The organism is Fischerella sp. (assembly GCF_013388695.1).
Lineage (GTDB): Bacteria > Cyanobacteriota > Cyanobacteriia > Cyanobacteriales > Nostocaceae > PCC9605.
Map to the genome: position 1 here is coordinate 34,790 of NZ_JACAEU010000157.1, position 7,171 is coordinate 41,960.

A 7,171-nucleotide genomic window follows, 5' to 3' on the forward strand; every position below is an offset into this window, starting at 1 on the left:
ATCTTAATGTTTTTTGTTAACTCTGTTTTCAGCTGAGTTTATCGCTTCGAGTTGAGACTTACGTGATCCAGATGACTATTTACGTTGGAAACCTCTCCTACAGCGCTACTGAAGAAGACTTGAAAGCAGTTTTTGCTGATTACGGCCAGGTTAAAAGAGTTGTCTTGCCCACTGACCGCGATACTGGCAAGCTGCGCGGCTTTGCCTTTGTTGAAATGCTTGAAGATGCCCAAGAAGATGCAGCGATTACAGAGTTAGATGGCGCTGAATGGATGGGTCGTCAACTTAGAGTTAACAAGGCAAGACCACGAGAAGATAACCGACGAGGTAGTTGGGCAAAAAAACAATACTCTTAAGCAGTTGTGAAAGACAATCATAGCAAATTATTTTCTCGTTACGCAAGGCATCAGTCGCAGAAGTAGCTAGAAATAATTAACAACCAACAACTTAATAGCAGCAAAATATCCGGCCGGTCGTGACTAATCAGAAAATGGCACGATTGGTCGATTTTTGCTGTCACAGCTATTTTTACTCATTCTGACTAATGGCTGGTGCATAGCCAATAAATTTGGATTACCAGTAAAACTAGGTAGATTTTCTGGGAATAGCATTTCAAATGGAAAAGTTACTTGGCGCTAACGCCACAAGAGGCCGATTTCTTTAGTTTGTCTAAAATCACATTTGAATTGTCAAATTACATTTCTAAGATAGAGGCAGCAACCACAAGTTGCTAAACACGGCTCAATCTCAAAAACAGCCAGTTGCTAGGGAGGACAAAATAATGACTAAAGCAGCAGAATCTTTAGGGCTGTCTATCAAAGACGCTGCCGCAGACCGCAGCTTAGATCGTGATTGTACTACTTTATCCCGTCACGTCCTACAGCAACTTCAGACTTTTTCCCCAGAAGCACAGGATTTGAGTGCACTGATGAATCGCATCGCGCTGGCTGGCAAACTTATTGCTCGTCATCTTAGCCGCGCTGGTTTAATGGAAGGTGTTCTCGGATTTACTGGAGAGACTAACGTCCAAGGAGAATCCGTCAAAAAGATGGATGTCTATGCCAACGACGTATTTATCGGGGTGTTCAAGCAAAGCGGATTAGTATGTCGCTTAGCTTCTGAGGAAATGGAAAAACCTTACTACATTCCTGAAAACTGCCCAATTGGCCGCTACACTCTGCTATACGATCCTATTGATGGCTCATCTAATACCGACATTAATCTCAGCTTGGGTTCCATCTTTTCGATTCGCCAACAGGAAGGGGAAGACATTGATGGTTCGGCAACTGATTTGCTGGCATCTGGACGCAAGCAAATTGCTGCCGGGTACATCCTGTATGGCCCCAGTACAATGCTAGTCTATACTATAGGAAGGGGTGTTCATTCCTTTACCCTCGATCCCAGCTTAGGGGAGTTTATTCTGACCGAAGAAAATATTCAGATTCCTGCCCATGGCCCTGTGTATAGCGTTAACGAGGGGAACTTTTGGCAGTGGGATGAATCAATTCGGGAATATATCCGCTATGTCCATCGTACAGAAGGTTATACCGCTCGCTATAGCGGGGCAATGGTTAGCGATATTCACAGGATTTTGATTCAAGGTGGTGTATTTCTCTACCCAGGCACAGTTCAAAAACCAGAAGGTAAACTACGCCTACTTTATGAAACTGCTCCCCTTGCTTATGTGATTGAGCAAGCAGGTGGTCGTGCCACTACAGGACATGAAAATATTTTGGACGTGGTGCCAAAAAAACTACATCAACGCACCCCTCTGATTATTGGCAGCAAAGAAGATGTGGCGAAGGTAGAGTCTTTTATTCAGAACGGCCATTAGTAATTGTTGTTTGGTGTTAGTTGTTTGGTGTTTGGTGTTAGTTGTTTGGTGTTTGGAATAACCAACAATCAACAACCAACAACCAACCAACAACAACTAACTCGATTTGAAAAATATCTCTTGGAAAGATAATTGTAGGAGTTAAAAGAAACTCATGACAACAAATCATTTATTAGAGATAAAAAACTACGGTCAGAGTATCTGGATGGATAACTTGAGCCGTGACATCATTCAGTCCGGTGAACTGAAAGACTTGGTTGAGAATAAAGGTATTTGCGGGATTACTTCTAATCCAACTATTTTTGAAAAAGCGATCGCCAATAATGCCATGTACGATCGCGATATCGAAGCCGGAGTTCGGGCTGGATTGCCAACTTACAAAATTTACGAATCGCTGGTTTTCAAAGATATCCGCGATGCCTGTGATATTTTGCGCCCTGTTTACGAAGGCTCGAATGGGTTGGATGGTTATGTCAGCATAGAAGTACCACCCACAATTGCTCACGATACTGAAGCAAGCATTGCTGAAGCTCGTCGCTACTTCCAAGAAATCGGTCGGGAAAATGTCATGATTAAAATTCCCGGCACAGAATCTGGTTTACCAGCGGTCGAGCAGGTAATATCCGAGGGCATTAATGTTAATATCACGCTGTTGTTCTCGGTGCAAAGCTATATCAACACAGTTTGGGCTTACATTCGCGGCTTAGAAAAACGAGCAGCGCAAGGTAAGGACATCAGCAAAATTGCTTCTGTAGCTAGCTTCTTCCTCAGCCGGATTGACAGCAACATTGATGGTAAGATTGACGCCAAGCTAGCCAAAGGTGTTGACGATCAGAATGTTGAAGCAAAGCTAAAGGCAATTAAAGGAAAAGTAGCGATCGCTAACGCAAAGATTGCCTATCAGGAATATAAAAAGATTGTGCAAAGCGATCGCTGGCAAGCTTTAGCGGCAAAAGGTGCAAAAGTGCAACGCTTACTGTGGGCAAGCACCAGCACCAAAGACCCCGACTACAGCGACGTGATGTACGTTGATGAGTTGGTTGGGCCGGATACCGTTAACACCCTGCCACCAGCGACAATTGAAGCTTGCGCCGATCACTGCGATGTCGCTAACCGCGTGGAAACAAACGTAGAGGAGGCTTATAACCTGATGGAAAGCCTTAAAGATCCAGACGTGAACATCGACATCAACACAGTGATGGACGAACTGCTAGTTGAAGGTATTGACAAATTTGTCAAGCCCTTCCAATCCCTGATGAACTCCTTAGAAAACAAGATCAAGGAGTTGTCGCCAGTGTAAGTAATTGTTAGTGGTTAGTGGATAGTGGTTAGTAGTCAATAATTAACCACTAACCACTAACTACTAACTACTAACTACTAACTACTAACAAATCCCAAACTCTCAAACCTAAAATCCAAAATTATTATGGTCAGTCTGCTAGAAAATCCCCTGCGGGTAGGTCTGCAACAGCAAGGGATGCCCGAACCCCAGATCATAGTCATCTTTGGTGCTTCTGGAGACCTTACTTGGCGCAAACTCGTGCCAGCACTTTATAAATTGCGACGGGAACGGCGCATTCCACCAGAGACAACTATTGTCGGCGTGGCACGTCGAGACTGGAGTCATGAGTACTTCCGCGAACAAATGCGAAAGGGCATGGAAGAAGTTCATGGCGGTGTTGGCCCGGAGGAACTCTGGCAAGACTTTTCCCAAGGACTGTTCTACTGTTCTGGTAATATCGACAACACCGAAAGCTATCAGAAGCTGAAGACTTTGTTGAAGGAGTTAGATGAGAAACGGGGAACCCGAGGAAACCGGATGTTCTACCTTTCCGTTGCACCCAACTTCTTTGCAGAGGCAATTAAACAGCTAGGAACTGCGGGAATGCTGGACGATCCTTACAAGCATCGTCTGGTGATTGAAAAGCCCTTTGGTCGCGATTTAGCTTCTGCTAAGAGCCTTAACTTAGTAGTGCAGAAATATTGCAAAGAGCAGCAAGTCTACCGCATCGACCATTACTTGGGTAAAGAAACAGTACAAAACTTGCTGGTGTTTCGCTTTGCCAATGCGATTTTTGAACCGTTGTGGAATCGTCAGTTTGTTGACCACGTTCAGATTACTGTAGCTGAAACTGTGGGAGTTGAAGACAGGGCTGGCTATTATGAAACCTCCGGCGCACTGCGGGATATGTTGCAAAACCACCTAATGCAACTTTTCTGTCTGACAGCAATGGAGCCTCCTAACTCGATGGATGCCGACAGTATCCGTACGGAAAAAGTGAAGGCACTACAAGCTACCCGTCTTGCAGATATCCACAATCTCCACCTTTCAGCAGTGCGCGGTCAATATAGTGCCGGGTGGATGAAAGGGAAACCCGTACCCGGGTATCGACAAGAACCAGGGGTTAATCCCAACTCCACAACACCCACCTATGTAGCGATGAAGTTTTTGGTTGACAACTGGCGCTGGCAAGGAGTTCCCTTCTACCTGCGTACTGGGAAGCGGATGCCGAAAAAAGTCAGCGAGATTTCCATCCACTATCGCGAAGTTCCTTCTCGGATGTTTCAATCTGCCGCCCAACAAATGAATGCCAACATTCTGGCAATGCGGATTCAGCCCAATGAAGGAATTTCCTTACGTTTTGATGTCAAAATGCCTGGGGCAGAATTCCGTACCCGTTCGGTAGATATGGACTTTAGTTATGGCTCTTTTGGCATCGAAGCGAAATCTGATGCCTACGATCGCCTATTTTTGGATTGTATGATGGGCGATCAAACATTGTTCACACGGGGAGACGAAGTGGAAGCAGCTTGGCAGGTTGTCACACCAGCGCTTTCTGTTTGGGATGCACCTACAGATCCGGCAACTATTCCCCAGTATGAAGCTGGTACTTGGGAACCCGTAGAAGCGGAATTATTGATTAACAGAGATAATCGCCGCTGGCGGAGATTGTAGAAGAGGTGAAAGGGGAAGGGGGAACTCGGGCCCCCTCTGGGGATAAGGGGGCAAGGGGGAAAGGGAAAACACCTTTACCCTTTATCCTTTAACCTTTACCCTACTTCATAATTCATACTTCATAATTCATAATTCAATCGCTATGACTCTCCAAGCTCCTACTATTTTTTCACTTCAGGCTCCAAAAGACGTTTCGCTTACAGATATTGAAGCGGAACTAAATCAAATTTGGCAAAGTTACGGCATTGCTGGCGAAGATGGTACACTTCCGGCGGCGACAAGGGCAACCACATTTACTTTGGTGGTTTACGAGTCGGAAGAAACCCAGCATTTACTCGCTGCTTTGGGATTTTACAATGGCCCAATTGATGGCATTCCTGGCCCGCAAACACAAGCAGCATTACGGGAAGTACAGAAAAAGTACGGATTGATAGAGACTGGAACAGCTACAGAGGAAACTTTGACTCTGTTGCGAGAAGAAGTTGCCAAACGTCACTATAGTAACGCAATAGCCGAAAATGCTTCTGGTTCCTATAGCTTGGATGCAAAAAGCCCTAGAATTGCGGATGAAATTGCCCTCCGCAACCCCTGCCGTATTATTAATCTCCTGCCAGTAGTTGGAGAAGACGAAGGCGTGAAGGCACAAGTCTCTGCCTATTGCCCGATCCAAAAAGGTTCATCAAGTACTTTGATCTGCTGCGAATACATAACTCTTACCGGAACCGCCGCCGCCTTAGAACGGATTAGTGGTATGGTGCCAGCATTGATGATTGGGGGTTTACCTAAGTTTCTGTGGTGGAAAGCAACACCAGACCCCAACAATAGTTTATTTAAGCGACTAGCCGCAGTATGCAATAATATTATTGTCGATTCTTGCAATTTTAACGATCCAGAAACGGATTTACTTAGCCTGCAAGCATTGGCAGAAAATGGTGTACCATTAGCTGATTTAAACTGGCGTCGCCTCTCAGCATGGCAAGAGTTAACAGCTGAGGCTTACGATCCGCCACAGCGTCGCGCCGCCCTTGTAGAAATTGACAGAGTCAATATTGATTACGAAAAAGGCAACCCTGCCCAAGCGTTGCTATTTTTGGGTTGGTTGGCAAGTCGCTTGAGTTGGCATCCGGTTTCTTATCAAAAAGAAAGCGGAGATTACGATATTACACGCATTAGCTTTACCGCTGACGACCAACGGCAAATAGAAGCCGAGTTAGCAGGAGTTCCGGTTGCTGATGTGGGCGAAGTTCCTGGTGATTTGATTGCCTTACGCCTAAGTTCCACAAATCCACAAGCGAACTGCGGTACAGTTATCTGTTCGGAAACTGGCGGTTGTATGCGGATGGAAACCCAAGGCGGTGCCCAATCTGTTGGACTATTCCAACAAGTGACTTCACTCTCAGAGCAAAAGGCAGAAGTTCTGCTAAGTCAACAGGTACAACGCTGGGGTCATGAGGCACTGTTTGAAGAAAGCCTTGCGGTGATCGGGCAAATTCTTAAATTAGGAGTTAAGAATTAGGAATGAATGATGAATAATGAATGATGAATCGGTATTCTTTAGTACAATTCATAATTCATAATTCATAATTCATAATTTCTCACTCATGGCTTTAATTATTGCTGGAGAACGCAGCGGGGTGGGTAAGACTACTGTCACACTCACCCTGTTGGCGTCTTTATGTCGGTGGGCAAAGCAAGTTCAATCTTTTAAGGTTGGGCCAGATTACATAGATCCAATGTTTCATCAGCAAGTAACTGGACGTGCTTGTCGTAATTTAGACCCAGTACTAACATCTGAATCCTACGTACAGCAGTGTTTTGCCTATCACACTCGACAATGTGAATATGCCCTCGTGGAAGGAGTGATGGGGCTATTTGATGGAGTTTCGTCATTAGTCATTGGTCATTTGTCATTAGTAAAAAACCAAGAACAAATGACTAATGACAAAGGACAAATGACAGATTTCGCCAGTACTGCTCACATAGCGCGGCTGTTGGATTTGCCTGTAGTATTGGTGATTGATTGCAGTCGCTTGTCTGGTTCTGCGGCAGCGATCGCCCACGGTTATCGCTGCTTTGATCCTAGAATTAAAATAGTCGGTGCGATCCTAAATCGTGTGGGAAGCGATCGCCACCTGCAATTGCTCAAAGATTCTCTCGAACCCCTACAATTACCTATTCTCGGTGTATTGCGACGACAAGATAACATTACCATTCCCGATCGCCATCTCGGTTTAGTACCCACAGCAGAACTCCCTCAACTCAATGCTTTGATTGACCGACTCGCCGATCTAGGGGATGCTTGCTTTGACTGGGAAAAATTGTTACCCCTGCTGAAATCAGAAGTCACAAGTATTCACTCCCTCTCCCCCTCTCCCCGGCCC

At 45.3% G+C, this 7,171-nt stretch carries 6 protein-coding genes; all 6 read left to right on the forward strand.

Annotated elements, in window-relative coordinates; translation table 11 throughout:
- The first annotated feature begins 71 nt into the window (after positions 1-71).
- Positions 72-356 (forward strand): RNA-binding protein, encoded by a 285-nt coding sequence (locus HXY43_RS21715; protein ID WP_026733318.1) that lies wholly within the window; start codon positions 72-74, stop codon positions 354-356.
- 425 nt (positions 357-781) lie between these two features.
- Complete coding sequence (fbp, locus tag HXY43_RS21720) at positions 782-1,834, forward strand: class 1 fructose-bisphosphatase (protein ID WP_290887618.1); 1,053 nt, start codon at positions 782-784, stop codon at positions 1,832-1,834.
- Between the two features lie 154 nt (positions 1,835-1,988).
- Positions 1,989-3,134, forward strand: coding sequence for a transaldolase (gene tal / locus HXY43_RS21725; RefSeq protein ID WP_290887621.1), 1,146 nt, complete (start codon positions 1,989-1,991; stop codon positions 3,132-3,134).
- A 126-nt stretch (positions 3,135-3,260) separates the two neighbouring features.
- The gene (gene zwf / locus HXY43_RS21730) at positions 3,261-4,790 is read left to right on the forward strand and encodes a glucose-6-phosphate dehydrogenase (RefSeq protein ID WP_290887624.1); all 1,530 of its coding nucleotides are present in this window, start codon (positions 3,261-3,263) and stop codon (positions 4,788-4,790) included.
- 142 nt (positions 4,791-4,932) lie between these two features.
- Positions 4,933-6,306, forward strand: a complete 1,374-nt coding sequence (opcA, locus tag HXY43_RS21735; RefSeq protein ID WP_290887627.1) for a glucose-6-phosphate dehydrogenase assembly protein OpcA — start codon at positions 4,933-4,935, stop codon at positions 6,304-6,306.
- An 85-nt stretch (positions 6,307-6,391) separates the two neighbouring features.
- Positions 6,392-7,171: cobyrinate a,c-diamide synthase (locus tag HXY43_RS21740; RefSeq protein ID WP_290887630.1), on the forward strand; the 780-nt coding region annotated here is incomplete at its 3' end.

What these genes read in the sequence shown, in the direction of transcription:
- HXY43_RS21715 (WP_026733318.1), top strand. Translation starts at nt 72, where the DNA reads ATGACTATTTACGTTGGAAACCTCTCCTACAGCGCTACTGAAGAAGAC.
- fbp (WP_290887618.1), top strand. Translation starts at nt 782, where the DNA reads ATGACTAAAGCAGCAGAATCTTTAGGGCTGTCTATCAAAGACGCTGCC.
- tal (WP_290887621.1), top strand. Translation starts at nt 1,989, where the DNA reads ATGACAACAAATCATTTATTAGAGATAAAAAACTACGGTCAGAGTATC.
- zwf (WP_290887624.1), top strand. Translation starts at nt 3,261, where the DNA reads ATGGTCAGTCTGCTAGAAAATCCCCTGCGGGTAGGTCTGCAACAGCAA.
- opcA (WP_290887627.1), top strand. Translation starts at nt 4,933, where the DNA reads ATGACTCTCCAAGCTCCTACTATTTTTTCACTTCAGGCTCCAAAAGAC.